This window comes from Brevibacillus sp. HB1.1 (genome assembly GCF_013332445.1).
GTDB lineage: Bacteria > Bacillota > Bacilli > Brevibacillales > Brevibacillaceae > Brevibacillus > Brevibacillus porteri.
The window spans coordinates 153,210-170,962 of the sequence record NZ_JABMIV010000004.1 but is presented as its reverse complement, the minus strand read 5'-3'; the positions used below and the strand labels follow the sequence as shown (position 1 = coordinate 170,962).

Below are 17,753 nucleotides of genomic sequence, written 5' to 3'. Positions count from 1 at the left end.
TAACGGTTAACAAATATATGTTAACCAAGGTTGTGGTTTGGTTGTTAAATAATTATGCAGAGCTTTCTGCCAAAAACAAGCAATACGTTTGGCATCCCTTCACCCAAATGAAAGACTACGTCGCACAGGAGCCACTGATTATTGCGAGAGGAGAAGGGATCAAGCTGTTCGATGTGAACGGCAAGGCTTACTACGACGGTTTTTCCTCCGTGTGGTTGAATGTCCACGGTCACAACGTTCCCGAGCTGAATCAGGCGATCACGGAACAGCTCGATCAGATTGCTCACTCTACTTTGCTCGGCATGGCAAATGTCCCATCCATTCTATTAGCGGAAAAGCTGATCAACCTCGCTCCAAAAGGACTGAGCAAAGTCTTTTACTCTGACAACGGGGCAACGGCAGTCGAAATCTCATTGAAAATGGCGTTCCAATACTGGCAAAATCGCGGGCAGACTGGCAAGTATTCGTTTATCACAATGAACAATGCCTATCACGGGGATACGATTGGAGCTACCAGTGTGGGAGCCATTCCGCTCTATCATCAGGTCTACAAACCACTGCTCTTTTCTCCACATGTCATTCCATACCCTTATCCATACCGACAGGGTGGCGAAGAAGCAGCCGTTCAGGCCACATTGAGCAGTCTGGAAAGTTTGTTGAAGGAAAGAGCACATGAGATTGCAGCGATGATCGTGGAGCCTGTCGTGCAGGGAGCAAGCGGCATGATTATCATGCCGGACGGTTGCTTGAAAAAAATCGCGGAGCTGTTGCGCGCCTATGATGTATTGCTGATCGCAGACGAAGTAGCGACAGGATTTGGACGCACGGGCAAAATGTTCGCTTGTGAGCATGATGGAGTCGTGCCAGATATTATGGCGGTCGCAAAAGGGCTCACGGGAGGGTATTTGCCAGTAGCGGCTACCTTAGTAACCGAGCAAATTTATGATGCCTTTTTCGCCGACTATGAGGAACAGAAAACCTTCTTTCACGGACATTCGTTCACGGGAAATCCACTTGGCTGTGCAGTTGCTCTCGCCAACCTGCGGCTGATGGAGGAGCGCGGAGTCGTTCAACAGGTAGCACAAAAAGCAATCAATCTGGATCAATTGCTAGTGCCACTTCGCGACCTGCCCCATGTAGGCGATATCCGGCAAAAAGGCTTGATGGCGGGAATCGAGCTGGTTCGGGATAAAGAGACCAAGGAGCCCTATCATTGGAATGAGCGAATCGGGGTGCGTGTCTGTCAGATAGCGAGAGAAAAAGGGCTCCTGACACGACCATTGGGCAACGTCATCGTTTTTATCCCACCGCTTGTATCTACAACGGAAGAATTGGCTGACATGGTTCGGATTTTGACGGAATCGATTCAGGATGTAACGACAGGTGAAACGGAGGAGTGATTGATGTGACTGATCGACCCTTTTCCGGATTATTCATCACAGGAACAGATACAGGGGTAGGCAAAACGGTTGTGACTGCCGGAATCGCATCCGTGTTGCGTGAGACAGGAGTGGACATAGGGGTTTGGAAGCCAGTCCAGTCAGGAGCACGAGCACATGATGAGGGCAGTGACGCTATGCACTTGAGAGCGTGGAGTGGAGTGCCTGACTCGTGTGAGGAGATAGCTCCGCTCTGTTTTGAGGCGCCGCTTACCCCGTCTCTGGCTGCGGAAGCAGAGGGGAAAACCTTGACCATGGAGGAAGTAATCGCTTGCGGGAGACCCCTGATGGAACGTTATCCGGCAATCCTTGTCGAAGGAGCTGGTGGTCTGATTGTGCCATTGACTCCAACCGAAACGATGGCGGATCTTGCTGCTCGACTGAATCTACCTATGCTCATCGTGGCGCGGGCTGGGCTCGGCACGATTAACCATACGCTCTTGTCCGTTTGGTATGCACGGGAACTCGGGATCGAGGTTGTAGGTGTCATCCTGAATCAAAACAACTCTGCTGGTGTCACCGATGAGAGTGTCAAAACAAACGCGAGCATGATTGAGAGCTACGGGGGAGTTCCCGTATGGGGCGTGCTTCCATGGATAGACCAACCGTTAGAGCGCCAGCATTTGACGCAGCTGATCCAAGAATGTGTAGACATCGGCCAGTTGTGCCAGTGGAGCCTTAAATAATAGAAAGAGGAGACGAGAAAATGGAGAAAAGCACCTGTCTGGATTGGAAGGATTACGCAAGCAAAGCAATCAAGAAAGAAGAGTTTACACAGGACGAGGCAATGAAGGTATTGCAAGCGTCTGATGATGAGCTGCTACTGGTCATGAACGAAGCTTTTCGCGTCAGAAAGCACTTTTTCGGAAAAAAGGTCAAACTGAACATGATCATCAACGCCAAGAGCGGCCTATGTCCGGAGGATTGCGGTTACTGCTCGCAGTCGATTGTTTCGAATGCTCCCGTATCCAAGTACACGATGCTGGACAAGGAGACATTGCTCGCAGGTGCGCGAGAAGCCATGAATCGAAAAGCAGGTACATACTGTATTGTCGCCTCAGGACGTGGTCCCACAGAAAGAGAGCTGGGCCAGGTCATCGAGGCAGTCAAAGAAATCCGCGAGACGATGCCGCTGAAAATTTGTGCGTGCCTTGGGATATTAAGCGACGAACAAGCAACGCGCCTAAAAGATTCAGGTGTTCACCGCTACAACCATAATCTCAACACGAGTCGCAATCATTACGAAGCGATTACGACAACGCACACATACGATCAGCGTGTACAGACAGTCGATACCGTGAAAAGAGCAGGGATGTCGCCCTGCGCAGGCGTGATCATCGGCATGGGGGAGAGCGATGAAGAGATCGTCGAAATGGCATTTGCCCTGCGCAATCTCGACGCAGATTCCATCCCGATCAATTTTTTAAATGCGATTCCCGGAACCCCGTTGGAGGATAAAGGACGCACTCCGGCAATGAAGGCTCTTCGGGTTCTCGCCTTGTTCCGATTTATTTGCCCAGATAAAGAAATTCGCGTTGCGGGTGGTCGCGAAGTGAATTTGCGCACGTTGCAGCCGCTCTCCTTGTATGCGGCTAACTCATTGTTCGTGGGGGACTATTTGACGACGCCCGGGCAGGAAATCACGACAGACCATCAGATGATTGAAGACCTCGGGTTTGAAATCGAGCTGTGTGCGCTGTAGGACAGTAGGTCAGTTATGAATAAACGCTACACATGGCTGGAAGAAGAATATGATTCGTTGCGCAAACAATCGCTGACTAGAGAATGGAACACCGTGGAGTCAGCCAGTGATCGCGCAGGCACGTGGATTCAGGTCGAAGGGAAACCGTTATTAAACCTGTCATCGAACAACTATTTGGGCTTGGCCCATGATCAACGAATCGTGGAAGCTGGCAAGAAGGCAGCAGAGGAGTGGGGGGCAGGAGGAACTGCCTCTCGTCTCGTCCATGGCAACTACGCATTATATAACGTGCTGGAACAACAATTGGCGCTGTGGAAGGAGAGAGAAGGGGCGCTTGTCTTTGCAAACGGCTATCAGGCAAATACAGGGGTAATTGCAGCGCTAGCCGGAAGAGGCGACGCTGTTTTTAGTGATCGGTTGAATCACGCCAGCATCGTCGATGGGATCGTGCTCAGTCGGGCGGAGCATTTTCGGTACAGACATAACGATATGGACCATCTGGAATTTTTGCTAAAAAAGCACCAGGATGCAAGACGGAAGTGGATTGTCACGGACAGCATATTCTCTATGGACGGTGATAAAGCTCCCCTACTTGAATTGGTACAACTGCGAGATCGTTACGATGCCATGCTGATGGTTGACGAAGCCCATGCAGGGGGAGTGCGTGGTGAAGAAGGGCAGGGCTTGTGCCACGAGCTGGGCATTGCCGGACAAGTCGATGTTTTGATGGGAACCTTTAGCAAGGCATTTGGTGTTTATGGGGCATACGTATGCGCAGATGAGATTATCATTCGTTACTTGATGACAAAAGCGCGCTCACTGGTGTATTCGACAGCCCTGCCCCCTGCTGTGATCGGCTCGAATCTGGCGGCGTTGTCTTTGGTACAAACAGAGTCTTGGCGAAGAAAAGCGGTGAGGCAGAATGCGCTCGTGTTTCGCCAGTTGCTTCGCTCACGCGGGTTTACCGTAGACGAAGAAGATACGCCAATCATCCCGCTCACGTTAGGAGAGAATGAGTGGACTTTGCAATTCAGCAAAAGGCTTCGGCAACGGGGGATTGCAGCAGTGGCGATTCGACCGCCTACCGTGCCAGAGGGAACCGCCCGTATCCGTTTTACAGTGATGGCTGCCCATACGCGCGAAGAGCTAGAGTGGGCTTGCGAGCAAGTGAGCGAAATCAGGAACGAGCTTCATAAAGGAGGGACGATATCGTGAGAAAAGTGATGCTGTGGCTAACCGGGTGGGGAATGCCAGATTGCAGCTGGGATGCAGTTCGCTCCCAATTTCCTTCCTATCAGCACATCACGCCTACTTATTCGGACGTCACTGATTCCTTGCAATTTTACGAGAGAGTAGAAGAGGAAGCCCGTTCTCTTTTGGACCAGGAGCTGATTGTAGTGGGGTGGTCCATGGGAGGGATGCTCGGCATACGTCTTGCTGCTCAGTACCCGGTCTCAGGACTTGTTTTGATCGGCACCACAGCACGCTTTACCTGTGAACAGCATGACCTTCGCAAAGGATGGCTTCCTGTTGTTTTGCAAAGGATGAAAAGACAGCTTTCCATAGCACGGGAGCGGGTGATGGACGCATTTGTTGAACAGATGCTAACACCAGGAGAGCGTAAGCAAATAGGCTTGCACGTGGGGGTGGACAGCCAGAAGTGGAGTACGGCAGCGTTGATCGCGGGCTTGACCTATTTAGAAGGAGAGGATTGCCGCCCGTTCCTGTCTTCGCTGACTACTCCCACTCTCGTTATTCATGGTAGGGAGGATGCTATCTGTTCGCTCGCAGCCGGAGAAGAACTGGCGAGTAGCCTTGCAGGTGCCCATTTCGTGCAAATTCCTGACTGTGGTCATGCTCCGCATGTATTTGTTCCGGAGGTTGTAGGAGATTCGCTAAAGAGGATGGTGGAGCAGCTTGCAGAAGAGAGCAATCAGCAGCCGATTTAGTGAGAAGGCTGTCTCATACGAAAAATACGCACTCGTACAAAAGAAGATGGCCGATCATTTGAGTCAAATAGTTACAGAAATAACGAACGAGAACGAGGTACGAAACATTCTAGAGATTGGCTGTGGGACAGGGGGATTAACCCGCGTCATTCGCAGCCATTTTTCTGCTGCCCATTACGAAGTGGTAGAGATTGCATCGGGCATGTTGGAGCAGGCGAAGAACAATCTGGAACAGCATGGCCTGACTTGTTCATTTTCTCAAGCCGATGCGGAAGAATGGGTTTGGGAACAACAGGCGAAGTCAAAGGATTTGATAGTTTCAGGAGCGTGCTTTCAGTGGTTTGCCAAGCCAGCGCATACGCTAAAAGGATTGGGAAGAATCCTGAAGCCCGGAGCACCTTTGGTTTTTTCAACATTTGGACCCGATACGTTTTGGGAGCTGCATGATTCGTTTGCGAATGCTCATGCGATTTTGGGGGAAAAGGGAGTGCGCCATGGCTTGGAGTTTCACTCTGCACGTGATTGGCACGAGCTATTGGAGCAAGCAGGGTTTACGGATATAGAGGTGATGAGGAAATATGAGCGGCTAACTTACCCAGGTGTACGGGATTTCTTGCATGCCGTGAAAGCGGTGGGCGCTAGTGCAAGTATGGAGCAAGGGAGCGGTCTGGGACGCAGAAAACTCCTTGCAGAAATGATTTGTTACTATGAGCAGACGTATAAAAGAGAAACGGGCATCCCTGTCACCTACGAAGTGATTTACGTTCGCGCGGTTTCATCGAGGTAGTGTGCTCTCTATGATTTTTGCTATAGAAATGAGAATGGTTATCAAATAGAATGAAAAGAAGAACGATGGGAGGGCTATCAAGGAGTTGAGTGTGGGACAATGAACGTGGATGATCATATTTTTCTATGGAATCAGGCAAGTGTACGATTACATGATGTACGGCATATCGTCATGCGAGCCGGAGAGCAGCTGCGATCCTATCAATTGCCGGCTAGTGCCTTTCTATTTTCGGTGAGAGGCAGTGGTCTGATTCGTCTTGACGGGAATGTACATGCTATCAAGAATTGCTATATGGTCCATGCTGGCAAAGGTACTTACGTGGACATCGAGGAAATAAAGGATGAGCTGGAATACTATCTGATTTTGTACAAAGCTCATTTACCATTGCCTTGTCGGCAGGAGTTGTTACGTTTACTGAAGAAAGCACAACCTTTTCACATCCAATACGGATTAACCCCCATACATCAGGCAAATGTATTTGTCGCGATATCACGTATGCAGCAAGTATGGAATCAGAACGGCAACCTGGACAAGCTGCGAGCCAAGGCCCTGCTTTATCAACTCGTATGTGAGCTAATGGCACAAATGCAGTTGCAAGGAATAGGGGTAACGGTACCGAATTTGGTCGTTCAGGCCGTCAGGTATATCGAGGAGCATTACGCAGAGACGTTCACACTCGATGATCTTTCTGCGCTCTTAAACTGCAGCTCCCGATCTTTGCAACGCACCTTTAAAGCCCAGCTAGCGGTCGGCCCTATCGACTATCTGATCCAGGTGCGCATTCAAAAAGCGCAGGAACTACTGCGTCAAACGAATTTGGGACTAAAAGAGGTAGCGGAATCAGTAGGTTATACAGACAGCTATTATTTCAGTCGTATCTTTAAAAAATATACAGGCTTCTCCCCTTCTCTGTATAAGGAAAATCCGTTGACATCGGAAATTCGTCGCCAAAGTCCATTACTCTTGTCGCGATATTCCATTGCTGGTCAAAAGCTGTGGAAATATAATGATCACATTGAAAATGAAAATCAAAATCACCTGCGATCAAGAGATGGAGGAGCCGTACCGATGTATAAGAGTACAAAAGCGATGCTGGCGCTGAACCTGATGCTGAGCCTTACCTTGCTGCTGGGAGCCTGCTCAGGCGGCGGTACGAATACTAGCAATTCGGGGAACGCAGCAGCAGGCGCTTCGAATCAGGTGGCGACACAGTCGAATACCACGCAATCTAGCGCGAATCAAGAAGTGAAGAAAAGCGATACGCGTACAATCAAGCACATGAAAGGCGAGCTGACGCTTGATTTTAAACCAGTCAGAATCGCTGTGCTGGATACGCAATACGCAGATCAGATGATTGCCTTGGGCGAGCTGCCTGCAGGTAGTGTCATTACAACGGGGGACGGTTCGAAGTTTCCAGAGTATCTCATGGACAAGCTAAAAGATGTTCACGTACTCGGAACAAAAGACGAGCCCAATTCAGAAGCGGTAGTTGCTATGGAGCCTGACTTGATCATATGCACGGAGTTTCAAGATAAAATCTATGATAATTTGAAAAAAATCGCTCCAACCATCATGTTTGACCGTAATGAAGACTGGAGAGAGACGCTGATTACCTTTGGAAAAATTCTCGAAAAAGAACAACAAGCTGAGCAAATCGTAAAAGACTACCAAGAGAAAACGAACAAATTGAAAGCAGAATTCGCAACCAAGCTCAAGGGTGAGTCCGTCGCACTTATTCGTCCTCGTGACAATGCCATTCGACTGCACACAGTTGAACACCGTACGGCTGCTATCTTGTATTCCGATTTGGGACTGACTCCTCCCAAGCCAGCGATGGATAAATCAGATACAGCTACGATGATTTCTCTGGAGGTGTTGCCAGAGGTAAATGCCGATCACCTATTTGTCGTAACGGACAAAGCGAATCAAGCATTAACGGACGAATACAAAAACAGCTCCATTTGGAAAGGGCTAAAAGCAGCTAAGGAAAATAAGGTGTACGAGGTAAACACAACCGTGTGGATCGCCTATTACGGCCCGATTGCCATCAACAATATCGTCGATGAAATGGCAGAAGCACTTCTATAAATCATTCAGACCGTCACACTCTTCTCTAAGAGCTGTGACGGTTTTTCATGAATTGGAAAAGAAAGCGATTTCCTGGCAGGAATTATCATGAAAAGATGGAATCTTAAGAAGGTTGCCTATCCTGTGTATTCGAGGGGTGTGTGGAAGATGAGTCAAAGAGAAATCGTCATTGCGAGTGCTGTGCGCACTGCTATAGGTAGCTTTCAAGGAACGCTTGCAGGTGTCAGCGCGACAAAGCTGGGCGGGATTGTACTGGAAGCAGCGCTAGATCGTGCAGGTGTTTCCAAGGATGCAGTCGATGAAGTGATAATGGGGAATGTACTGTCAGCAGGCTTGGGTCAAAACCCGGCGCGCCAGGCTTCTATTCACGCGGGCCTTGCTCATGAAGTTCCCTCCCTGACAATCAACAAGGTTTGTGGTTCAGGTCTAAAAGCCGTTCATTTGGCCGTTCAGTCAATCCTTGCTGGTGAGGCAGAAGTTGTCTTGGCTGGTGGGATGGAAAATATGAGCCAGGCACCATACTTAATGGAAGGAGCGCGCTCAGGCTACCGCATGGGAGATCAGAAAGTAGTAGACTCCATGATTCGCGATGGGCTGTGGTGTGCTTTCAACGACTATCACATGGGCATTACGGCGGAGAATCTTTGCACCAAATACGAAATCGGACGCGAAGAGCAGGATGAGTTTTCAGCGTGGAGCCAAGAAAAGGCTCAGCAAGCGCTCGTTAGTGGTCGTTTTCAAGAAGAGATTGTGCCGGTTCCGATCCCGCAGCGAAAGGGTGACCCAGTGTTGTTTGCCGTGGACGAATTCCCGCGTGCTGGCGTGACAGCCGAAGCTCTAGGCAAGCTGAAGCCTGCATTTAAAAAGGATGGAACCGTGACAGCAGGGAATGCATCCGGCATCAACGATGGAGCAGCAGCTCTCTTGATTATGACGCGCGAGAAAGCAGAAGAGCTGGGAGTGAAGCCACTTGCTCGTATCGTAGCCAATGCGAGTGCAGGTGTTGATCCGAGCATCATGGGGTACGGTCCGGTTCCTGCGACCAAACGCGTACTGGAAAAAGCGGGACTGTCGATTGCTGACATCGATTTGATCGAAGCAAACGAAGCTTTTGCCGTCCAATCACTGTCTGTTGGCAAAGCACTGGACTTTGATCGTGAGAAGCTAAATGTCAACGGTGGAGCCATCGCTTTGGGACATCCAATCGGTGCGAGTGGCGCGAGAATTTTGGTCACGCTCGTCCATGAATTGCAAAAGCGCGAAGGGGCAAAATATGGCTTAGCGACTCTTTGCATTGGTGGGGGACAGGGCGTCTCCACAATTGTCGAGAAAATTTAATTTTTAAATTGTGAACGCTTTGTGTACACCGAAACGCTTGCGTTGACAAAGGGAATAAATCTTCGTTAATATGGATGAGGGCATTTGGAAATTGTGTGCCCTCTCCTTATGTGAAAGGAGAAGGATAAACTGGCGAAACTTGACAATCCATGGCGAGCACTTGGTTTGGTCAGCGTACTTGGTCTTGACTTTGCCATTTGTGTGGTTGCCGGTTTTATGATCGGCAGATACGCGGATCGCCTACTAGCGACTGATCCTTGGTTCTTGCTTATCGGCTTGATTACAGGGATTGCTATTGGTGTATACACTGTCTATCGACTCATTCGCCCGTATTTGTAGGGGGTGACGAACGATGGAAGCGTTTGCTTTAGCGATGCGAAAGACTTTTCGCTATTCTTTATGGTGTATGGCATTGTTTGTGATACTGATGATTGTATTGCCTGAACACAAGGTTTTTTTGCAGAGTTTAGTGCTTGGAACAGTGACAGGAATCATTAATACCAGCGTTCTCGCAAGCAAGGTCTGGGTTGTTGGACAAATGGCAGATGACCCTAATATCAGACCAAAAGGAACGGGCACGATGCTTCGGTTCATGATTGCCGGGCTAGCTGCCTATACTACCTTTCTTTTCCCTCATATGTTCACATTATCAGGAGTTCTACTTGGGTTGTTTTTGATCCAAGGGATCAGCTATCTACTCGTATTCCGCAATTCAAAATAGATTTGTTACCAGCATTTCCTTTTAATGAAGTGATTTTAACAGAGAGCGTTCGATAGCAATGTGTAGACAGAGTTTCGGACAACCTCTATCTATCGATGGAAAGGGGTGAAAAGATGGGTCATCATTATACGTTACGGTTTAGTTTAGGCGGCATGGTATTTGACATCGCTACGATTCTCATGATGGTTCTTACCGCACTGCTTGTGTTTATCTTCCTGTTTGTAATGACGCGAAAGCTGGAAACCGGAGTACCTGGTGCTAAGCAAAATGCAGTTGAGTGGATTTTTGACTTTGTCAAGAATGTTACTGCAGGATACATGGATCACAAGAAAGTCATGATGATGATGACGCTTGGTATTACGTTGTTTCTCTACATCTTCATTGGGAACCAGCTAGGTGTTATCGCCAACGTCACCACAGTGCACAAAGGTGAAATCAGCGAAAGTGTTATGAAGATGCTGACGATTGCTCCTACGCCAGAAGCCGAAGCGAAAAAGCGCGAAACGGTTGAGCACGAGCTAGCTGACAAAGGGGCTCACGTTATCTGGTGGAAGTCGCCGACTGCTACACCAAGCGTAACATTTGGTTTGGCATTGGTAGTCTTGCTTTACTCCCACTACCTTGGTATCAAGAAAAGTCCAGGTGGTTGGTTTAAGCACGTATTCCTCAACCCGATTCACATTCTTGAGGAGTTTATCATTAAACCGTTGACGCTTCCTTTGCGTTTGTTCGGTAACCTCTTTGCAAAAGAGATTATGATTGCCTTCCTGTTGAGTGGGGGTGTTTTGGCCGCAGCACCATTATTTATTTGGCTCGGCTACTCCGTCTTCGTAGGTGCAATTCAGGCGTTCATTTTCTTGACTCTTTCTATGGTTTACATTTCACAACTTGTGAATGATGAACACTAAAATCTAGTTTTGGTTAACAACAATTTAGGGAGGTATTTTTAACATGGAAGTTATGGGTGTAGCTATTGCTATGGGTCTTATTTTCGGTTTGGCAGCACTTGGTGGTGCTTTTGGTGCAAGTAACGTAATCTCTAAAACAATTGAAGGTGTTGCTCGTCAACCTGAAGCTCGTGGTAACCTGATGGGTATCATGTTCCTCGGTATGGGTCTCGTAGAGGCGATTCCAATTATCGCTGTAGCTGTAGGCTTCATCTTGATGGGTCGTCTGGGCTAAGCGAACAGTTGAACAGTATTAAATAGGCGGAGGGTCACCTTCGCCTATCTTTTAGTAGGGAAAAATCAGGCTTCGGCCAAAGCTTGGCATGGAAGTCTTCTAGTAATAATTCTGGTAAGTACGTAAAGAACTTATTGCAGAATCTTTCGTTTGTCAGGAAGGAGTGAACTAAAAATGGTTGAGTTTGGAGCCGTATCCCTGGAATGGGGCACATTATTACTCCAGGTGATTATTTTCGTTTTGCTGTTGATCGTTGTTTCCAAATATGCAACAGGACCGATTGCGGGCGTATTGGAAAAGCGCCGTGCTCATGTTGAGAACGAGCTTGCTACTGCGGAACGCAACCACAAGGAATCCGAAAAGCTTTTGGCTGAACAACGCCGTCTTTTGGATGAAGCTCGCGCTGAATCTAAAGCGATCATCGACCGTGCTGCGAAGCAAGCCTCTGATGAAGCAAGCAAAATCGTTGCTGAAGCACAAGCAGCTTCTGAGCGCATGAAAGCAGATGCTAGTGCTGAACTGGCTCGTGAAGTAGAAAAAGCAAAACTCGAACTGCGTGAGCAAATGACTGGTCTTTCCGTGCTCTTGGCTTCCAAGATCATTGAGAAAGAACTGGACGAAGCAGCTCAAAAGTCTACTGTTGACAAATTTCTCGCACAAGTGGGAGATCGCCTATGAGTAGCGCAGTAGGGAAACGTTATGCTCGCGCTCTCTTTGAAGTAGCGAGTGAGCGTAGCAAGATTGATCAGGTAGAAGCAGACCTGGGTGCAATCGTAGAAGCGGTAGAAAGCAATGAAGATCTGAAAAAGATCATGTTGCACCCGCACATCGCAGCAGATGCAAAAAGCCAGCTCGCTGACGAATTGTTCAAAAGCCATGTTGGGGAAGAAACCTTTAATTTTCTAAACGTCCTGATTGAAAACGGACGTGAAGTTGATCTGGTTGATATCTACCGTTCTTTTGTACAATTGGCGAACGAAGCTCGTGGATTCGCAGATGCGATTGTGACTAGTGCTAAGCCGCTTTCTACTGAAGAGCAAAATGAGCTGGCTGAGAAGTTCGGTCAAACGCTGAACAAAAAGCTGCGTATGACAGCAGTTGTAGATCCAGCGATTCTCGGCGGCATTATTATCAAGATTGGCGACCGTCTGTACGATGGCAGCCTGAAAACGAAGTTGGAAACCTTTGCGCAAAAGGCGTAAAGTTCGATGGCTTTTAAGAAGTTGGATGAATGGGGTGAATTAAGTGAGTGCAATCAGACCAGAAGAGATTAGCTCCCTCATTAAAGAGCGGATCGCTAACTTTACATCTGAAATCGAAGTTGTGGATGTAGGCACAGTCATCCAAGTAGGTGACGGTATTGCTCGTGTTCACGGTTTGGAAAAGGCCATGCAAGGTGAGCTCCTCGAGTTCCAAAATGGCGTAATGGGTATGGTACTCAACTTGGAAGAAGATAACGTGGGTGTCGTTATTATGGGACCTTTCCGCGACATTAAGGAAGGCGATACTGTAAAACGTACCGGCCGCGTTATGGAAGTTCCAGTAGGGGAAGCGCTGCTCGGCCGCGTTGTAAACCCACTGGGTCAACCTATCGATGGTCAAGGCCCTATCGCAAATGACGGTTTCCGCCCAATCGAGAGCCCAGCTCCTGGCGTTATGGCGCGTAAATCCGTACACGAGCCACTCCAAACAGGTATCAAAGCGATTGACGCGATGATCCCAGTTGGTCGTGGACAGCGTGAGTTGATCATTGGTGACCGCCAAACTGGTAAAACAGCAGTGGCGCTCGACACGATCATCAACCAAAAAGGTAAAGACATGATTTGTATCTACGTTGCAATCGGTCAAAAGCAATCCACCGTTGCAAACATCGTAGAAACACTGCGTAAAGCAGGTGCTCTAGATTACACCATCATCGTTTCTGCTACTGCGTCTGACCCAGCTCCAATGTTGTACCTGTCTCCTTATACTGGTGTAACAATGGCTGAGTACTTCATGTACAAAGGCGGACACGTTCTGTGCGTATACGATGACCTGTCCAAACAGGCTGCTGCATACCGCGAAATGTCCCTCTTGCTCCGCCGTCCTCCAGGCCGTGAAGCATATCCTGGTGACGTATTCTACTTGCACTCCCGCTTGCTGGAGCGCGCTGCGAAACTGTCTGATGATCTGGGCGCTGGTTCCATTACGGCTCTGCCATTCATCGAAACCCAAGCGGGTGACATTTCCGCATACATTCCAACCAACGTGATCTCCATCACGGACGGTCAGATCTTCCTCGAGACAGACTTGTTCAACGCAGGTCAACGTCCAGCGGTTAACACTGGTCTTTCTGTATCCCGTGTAGGTGGTTCCGCGCAAATCAAGGCGATGAAAAAGGTAGCAGGTCCACTCAAGCTTGAGTTGGCTCAATACCGTGAGTTGGCTGCGTTTGCTCAGTTCGGTTCCGATCTGGACAAAGCGACCCAAGCTCGTCTGACCCGTGGTGAGCGCTTGATGGAAATCATGAAACAAGGTCAGTTCGATCCAATGTCTGTTGAGAAGCAAGTTGCTTCTATCTATAGCGCTACAAGAGGTTTCCTGGATGACATTCCAGTAGCAGATGTGCGCCGCTTTGAGAAAGAGATGTTGTCTTTCTTGGATTCCAACAAACCGCAACTGTTGGAGCACATCCGCACAACGAAAGACCTTCCAGATGAAAAAGAATTCAACGCAGCGATCGAAGAGTTCAAAAAAGGCTTTTCGGTAACTCGCTAATCGTTAACCTGATAGACATCAGATGCATGCCGGGCCATTTGCCCGTGCATGCGTCCTCAAGGTGGTGAAAACGAGTGGCTAAAGGAATACGTGAGATTCGACGCAGTATCAAAAGTAAAAAGGATATGCGCCAAATCACGAAAGCGATGAAAATGGTGGCGGCTGCAAAGCTTCGCCGTAACCAGGATAAAGCTGAGGCGGCACGCCCGTATGCTGACAAGATCCAAGAAGTGATCGCAAGCATCGCGAGTGGGAACTCTGGTTCCAAACATCCAATGTTGCAAAATCGTCCGGTGAAAAAGACTGGTTATATTGTCATCACTTCCGACCGTGGACTTGCTGGGGGTTACAATGCCAACATTCTCCGTAGAGTGGTAAATACCATTAACGAGAAGCACAAGTCCAAGGATGAGTATGGTATTTTTGTGATTGGCCGCAAAGGTCGTGACTTCTTCAGCAAACGGAACTACCCTCTTTTGGAGGAAGTGACAGGTCTGCCAGCCAGCCCAGCCTTTGCTGATATCAAGAAAATTGCCGGTGCAGCAGTCCAAATGTTCGAGAACGAGCAGATTGACGAACTGTACCTGTGCTACAACAAGTTCCAAAGTGCAATTTCGCAAATACCTACCGTAAAACAATTGCTGCCATTGGAAGCTCCCGAGAGCAACAATGCGCGCGAATTGAATTACGAGTATGAGCCGTCCTCGGAAGAAGTATTGGCTGATCTGTTGCCGAAATATGCGGAAACACTGGTTTACAGTGCACTCCTCGAAGCAAAAGCTTCTGAAGAAGGTTCCCGTATGACTGCAATGGGCAGTGCGACAGACAATGCTACGGATATGATCAACCGTTTAACGTTGAGCTACAACCGTGCTCGTCAGGCAGCCATTACACAAGAGATTTCCGAGATCGTTGCAGGTGCAAACGCACAGGCTTAGTGGCAGCGAATAGCTCCCAATTTAGCTTTACAGGAGGGAAGAAGTAAGATGGCGAATGGACGCGTGGTTCAGGTAATGGGTCCGGTTGTTGACGTCGAGTTCGACCGCGGACACCTGCCTGCCATTTACAATGCGATCAAGATTCAACATAAAGCACAAAGCGCTGGTGAGCGCGACATCAACTTGACTGTTGAGGTTGCTACTCATTTGGGCGATAACTTGGTTCGTACCGTTGCAATGTCTTCCACTGACGGTTTGGTTCGTGGTATGGAAGCAGTTGATACTGGTGCAGCTATCTCCGTTCCAGTGGGTGCAATTACCCTCGGACGCGTATTCAACGTATTGGGTGAGCCGATCGACCTGCAAGAACTCGGTCAAGTAGATCGTCGTGACCCAATTCACCGTAAAGCTCCTGAGTTCGTAGACCAAGCAACGACTGTTGAGATCCTGGAAACAGGTATCAAAGTTATTGACCTCTTGGCTCCGTACATCAAGGGTGGTAAGATCGGTCTGTTTGGTGGTGCGGGTGTAGGTAAAACCGTTACTATTCAAGAGCTGATCAACAACATCGCGCAAGAGCACGGTGGTATTTCCGTATTCGCTGGTGTAGGTGAGCGTACCCGTGAAGGTAACGACCTGTACCACGAGATGAAAGACGCAGGCGTTCTGCCGAAAACCGCGATGGTATTCGGTCAGATGAACGAACCGCCTGGTGCACGTCTTCGTGTAGCGTTGACTGGTCTGACTATGGCGGAATACTTCCGTGATGAAGAAGGCCGCGACGTTCTTCTCTTTGTTGATAACATCTTCCGCTTTACTCAAGCGGGTTCCGAAGTTTCTGCTCTCTTGGGCCGTATGCCATCTGCGGTAGGTTACCAGCCAACACTGGCTACCGAAATGGGTCAGCTGCAAGAGCGTATTACTTCCACGAAAAAAGGTTCCGTAACGTCCATTCAAGCGATCTACGTACCAGCGGATGACTACACTGACCCGGCTCCTGCTACTACGTTTGCTCACTTGGACGCTACAACGAACTTGGAGCGTTCCATCGCTGAGTTGGGTATCTTCCCTGCGGTAGATCCACTCGCATCCACTTCCCGTGCTCTGGCTCCTGATGTAGTAGGACAAGAACACTATGATGTGGCTCGTAGCGTTCAAAAAATCCTGCAACGTTACAAAGAACTGCAAGATATCATCGCGATTCTCGGTATGGACGAGTTGAGCGACGACGACAAGCAAGTAGTTGGACGCGCTCGCCGCATTCAACGTTTCTTGTCCCAGTCCTTCCACGTTGCCGAGCAGTTCACTGGTAACCCAGGCCAATACGTGCCATTGAAAGAAACCGTTCGCAGCTTCAAGGAAATCCTCGAAGGTAAGCATGACCACCTGCCAGAGGGCGCGTTCCTGTACGTAGGTACAATTGAAGAAGCGGTAGAAAAAGCGAAGAAAATGGCGTAAGACACCCTGGAAAGGGGAGACGAGTAAGTGAGTAAGATGACAGTTGAAGTCGTAACTCCTGAACGAGTTGTCTACAGCGGTCAGGCTGAAATGGTGATTGCTCGCGGCTTGCAAGGGGAAATCGGTATTATGCCGAACCACGTGCCGTTGGTAACCCCGCTGAAAACAGCGCCAGTTCGGATTAAGACAGAAGGCGATAAAGAAGTAAAGATGGCTGTAAGCGGCGGCTTCATGGAAGTGCGCGGCGATAAAGTAACCATCCTTGCTGAAACGGCTGAATTGCCGGGAGACATCGATGTTGAACGCGCGAAGGCAGCGAAAGAGCGTGCTGAAAAGCGTTTGGCTGAGAAATATGCCGAGCTCGACGTCAAGCGTGCAGAACGCGCGCTGCAACGTGCGATGGCACGTCTCGACGTAGCGAAGTAAAGCGTAAGCTTGATATCCCCGCGCCCATGTGGCTGCGGGGATTTTTCGGTTATCAGGTGATGAATGATGAGCCATGGTAATCGGGCATGATATTTCCAGTTGGTAATTGCCTAATGTTTCTGTGTATAATAGACCTAATGCCCTGCCGACGAGCTACGTTAGCATGAAAAACAGCGGGAAAAAGCGGCATTGGCTATTGGGATTAAAGGAGAGTGTAATTGATGCAAACCGTTCGCGATATCCGCCACAATCAAGATGGCGTAGTGATTCCTAGCAGCTTTGCGGCTAATGGCTGGACAAGCGTGCTATCTCATGAAATGAAAGTTCTCTTCCAGGCAATGTGCTATGTAGTAACGAAGCATGAGTCAAAAGAAGAAATGAAAAAAGCTCTGGACGAGTTCGAAGCATTGAAAGGCACATTCACCGAGCCTGTTAAAGAAGGCTTTAAGTCTGAAGAGGATTTTAAAGGCTATGTAAACCTCTTGAACAGATTCAAAGCGTTCGTTAGCCGTTCCGATTATGCATATCCGACATCTCTTGACGAAGCGATTGAGCTTTTCGTGAAGTGGGGTCTGGTAATCGATAATGGAGATGCTTGGGATGTACCGGTTTATCCATTCCCAGACGCATCTGAGTTGTTCAAGCTGAGCGAAGCAGAATCTCTTGCATTGGCTCATGTTAAACTGGAAGCATTGGTACATCCGATGTTTAGCCGCCTCGTGATGAAGCTGCACGAACAAGAAGAAAATACGTTCAGCATGTCCAAAGCAGAAATGAAGCAATTGCTGAACACCAATGATCAGATGCTGGCAGAGGTTCTGATCAAGCTGACTCCATATATGGAAGAAGCGATTGAAAATATGCTGGAGATCCCAGAAGACGATAAGATGAACTTTGCGATTGTATGGGAGCGCATTTACGAGGACTTCCTCGGACAGCAATTTTCAAACAACGTTCAATAATTAAGA

The 17,753-nt window shown here is 48.7% G+C and carries 19 protein-coding genes; all 19 read left to right on the top strand.

What is annotated here, in order from left to right; genetic code table 11:
* The first annotated feature begins 17 nt into the window (after window positions 1-17).
* The 19 genes from bioA (at window position 18) to HPY27_RS13270 (ending at window position 17,747) form a co-directional block, all read left to right on the top strand.
* The gene (bioA, locus tag HPY27_RS13360; RefSeq protein ID WP_174225216.1) at window positions 18-1,400 is read left to right on the top strand and encodes an adenosylmethionine--8-amino-7-oxononanoate transaminase; all 1,383 of its coding nucleotides are present in this window, start codon (window positions 18-20) and stop codon (window positions 1,398-1,400) included.
* 5 nt (window positions 1,401-1,405) lie between these two features.
* Window positions 1,406-2,125 carry a dethiobiotin synthase gene (bioD, locus tag HPY27_RS13355; RefSeq protein ID WP_174225215.1) on the top strand — a complete coding sequence of 240 codons (720 nt, stop codon included), beginning with the start codon at window positions 1,406-1,408 and terminating at the stop codon, window positions 2,123-2,125.
* A gap of 20 nt (window positions 2,126-2,145) precedes the next feature.
* Window positions 2,146-3,141 (top strand): biotin synthase BioB, encoded by a 996-nt coding sequence (gene bioB, locus HPY27_RS13350; protein WP_174225214.1) that lies wholly within the window; start codon window positions 2,146-2,148, stop codon window positions 3,139-3,141.
* Between the two features lie 15 nt (window positions 3,142-3,156).
* A complete protein-coding gene (gene bioF / locus HPY27_RS13345; protein ID WP_174225213.1) occupies window positions 3,157-4,356 on the top strand; it encodes an 8-amino-7-oxononanoate synthase in 1,200 nt (399 codons plus the stop codon).
* Window positions 4,353-5,090, top strand: coding sequence for an alpha/beta fold hydrolase (locus HPY27_RS13340; RefSeq protein WP_174225212.1), 738 nt, complete (start codon window positions 4,353-4,355; stop codon window positions 5,088-5,090). The genes bioF and HPY27_RS13340 overlap by 4 nt, the downstream gene beginning before the upstream one ends.
* The gene (gene bioC, locus HPY27_RS13335; protein ID WP_017252360.1) at window positions 5,059-5,877 is read left to right on the top strand and encodes a malonyl-ACP O-methyltransferase BioC; all 819 of its coding nucleotides are present in this window, start codon (window positions 5,059-5,061) and stop codon (window positions 5,875-5,877) included. The genes HPY27_RS13340 and bioC overlap by 32 nt, the downstream gene beginning before the upstream one ends.
* Before the next feature lie 99 nt (window positions 5,878-5,976).
* Window positions 5,977-7,965 carry an AraC family transcriptional regulator gene (locus HPY27_RS13330; protein WP_174225211.1) on the top strand — a complete coding sequence of 663 codons (1,989 nt, stop codon included), beginning with the start codon at window positions 5,977-5,979 and terminating at the stop codon, window positions 7,963-7,965.
* Between the two features lie 147 nt (window positions 7,966-8,112).
* Window positions 8,113-9,303, top strand: a complete 1,191-nt coding sequence (locus HPY27_RS13325; protein WP_017252358.1) for an acetyl-CoA C-acetyltransferase — start codon at window positions 8,113-8,115, stop codon at window positions 9,301-9,303.
* 165 nt (window positions 9,304-9,468) lie between these two features.
* Entirely contained in the window at window positions 9,469-9,642 is a 174-nt protein-coding gene (locus HPY27_RS13320) for an AtpZ/AtpI family protein (RefSeq protein ID WP_017252357.1), read from the top strand.
* Between the two features lie 13 nt (window positions 9,643-9,655).
* Window positions 9,656-10,024 (top strand): ATP synthase subunit I, encoded by a 369-nt coding sequence (locus HPY27_RS13315; RefSeq protein ID WP_017252356.1) that lies wholly within the window; start codon window positions 9,656-9,658, stop codon window positions 10,022-10,024.
* Between the two features lie 113 nt (window positions 10,025-10,137).
* On the top strand, window positions 10,138-10,932 hold the full coding sequence (atpB, locus tag HPY27_RS13310; RefSeq protein WP_017252355.1) for a F0F1 ATP synthase subunit A: 795 nt from the start codon (window positions 10,138-10,140) through the stop codon (window positions 10,930-10,932).
* A gap of 43 nt (window positions 10,933-10,975) precedes the next feature.
* On the top strand, window positions 10,976-11,206 hold the full coding sequence (gene atpE, locus HPY27_RS13305; protein WP_017252354.1) for a F0F1 ATP synthase subunit C: 231 nt from the start codon (window positions 10,976-10,978) through the stop codon (window positions 11,204-11,206).
* Between the two features lie 174 nt (window positions 11,207-11,380).
* The gene (gene atpF / locus HPY27_RS13300) at window positions 11,381-11,884 is read left to right on the top strand and encodes a F0F1 ATP synthase subunit B (RefSeq protein WP_017252353.1); all 504 of its coding nucleotides are present in this window, start codon (window positions 11,381-11,383) and stop codon (window positions 11,882-11,884) included.
* Window positions 11,881-12,408, top strand: a complete 528-nt coding sequence (locus tag HPY27_RS13295) for a F0F1 ATP synthase subunit delta (protein ID WP_017252352.1) — start codon at window positions 11,881-11,883, stop codon at window positions 12,406-12,408. Before atpF ends, HPY27_RS13295 begins: the two co-directional genes overlap by 4 nt.
* 43 nt (window positions 12,409-12,451) lie before the next feature.
* Window positions 12,452-13,963 carry a F0F1 ATP synthase subunit alpha gene (gene atpA, locus HPY27_RS13290; RefSeq protein ID WP_017252351.1) on the top strand — a complete coding sequence of 504 codons (1,512 nt, stop codon included), beginning with the start codon at window positions 12,452-12,454 and terminating at the stop codon, window positions 13,961-13,963.
* A 74-nt stretch (window positions 13,964-14,037) separates the two neighbouring features.
* The gene (gene atpG, locus HPY27_RS13285) at window positions 14,038-14,901 is read left to right on the top strand and encodes an ATP synthase F1 subunit gamma (RefSeq protein WP_069850991.1); all 864 of its coding nucleotides are present in this window, start codon (window positions 14,038-14,040) and stop codon (window positions 14,899-14,901) included.
* Window positions 14,902-14,949: 48 nt separating this feature from the next.
* On the top strand, window positions 14,950-16,359 hold the full coding sequence (gene atpD, locus HPY27_RS13280) for a F0F1 ATP synthase subunit beta (RefSeq protein ID WP_007725462.1): 1,410 nt from the start codon (window positions 14,950-14,952) through the stop codon (window positions 16,357-16,359).
* 27 nt (window positions 16,360-16,386) lie between these two features.
* Window positions 16,387-16,785 carry a F0F1 ATP synthase subunit epsilon gene (locus HPY27_RS13275; protein WP_017252349.1) on the top strand — a complete coding sequence of 133 codons (399 nt, stop codon included), beginning with the start codon at window positions 16,387-16,389 and terminating at the stop codon, window positions 16,783-16,785.
* Between the two features lie 221 nt (window positions 16,786-17,006).
* Window positions 17,007-17,747: a DUF6042 family protein gene (locus tag HPY27_RS13270; RefSeq protein ID WP_174225210.1), complete on the top strand. Its 741-nt coding sequence runs from the start codon at window positions 17,007-17,009 to the stop codon at window positions 17,745-17,747.
* Window positions 17,748-17,753: the final 6 nt, after the last annotated feature.